This window comes from Ideonella sp. P3_A4, assembly GCF_056403075.1.
Window position 1 is genome coordinate 1 of the sequence record NZ_JBFUGE010001317.1, and the last position, 658, is coordinate 658.

General features: G+C 60.8%; 1 protein-coding gene. It reads right to left on the minus strand.

All coding sequences use genetic code 11. The features are described 5' to 3' along the window. The coding region (locus AC1DYI_RS37765) for an O-methyltransferase (RefSeq protein ID WP_477209170.1) at nt 1-494 on the minus strand (494 nt) is incomplete at its 3' end. Nucleotides 495-658: the final 164 nt, after the last annotated feature.

A 658-nucleotide genomic window follows, 5' to 3' on the forward strand; every position in this document is an offset into this window, starting at 1 on the left:
TCGCCGTACAGTGACTTCGCGCCGTCGAGCAGCAGCAAGTCGATCGACTCCGGCAGGTTGGCGCTCAGCGTCTTGAGGGCGTCGCCTTCGCGGATATCCACCAGATCACTCAGACCGGCCTCTGCCACATGCGCTTGTGCGCGTGCGACCTTGGACGGTTCGAACTCGGTCGTGATCAGCAGCCCGCCGCCGTTGTCGCGCAAGGCGGCGGCCAGATGCAAGGTCGAGATGCCGAAGGACGTGCCGAACTCGACGACGTTTCGGACGTTTGCGTGCCTGGCCAGCATGTACAAGAGCCGGCCAGTCTGCGGCGACACCGGCAGCCAGAGATCCTTGAGTCGCCCGTAGAAGTCAAGGTACTCGGTCTTGCTGCGCATTAGGCGTTCGCGTTCGGCTTGGGGAATCAATGCCACTGCGGGGCTGGTTGCCGCTTCCGCCTGCGCGAAAAGGCGAGTCAGCAGCGGCGCCAAAGGTGCTGTCGTCAATGTGTTCATAGTCAATGGTTGTGGGTTGCGAGCGCGTGGGCTCAAGGTTCAAATACGACTGATTCATCGCGTTTATAGAATACGATCAATCCGTCGCATTCGCTATTCGCATTCCGGCGCCAGCCGTCACACCACCATGTCCACACGCAAACCGCCCCAGATCTCCTCTAGGA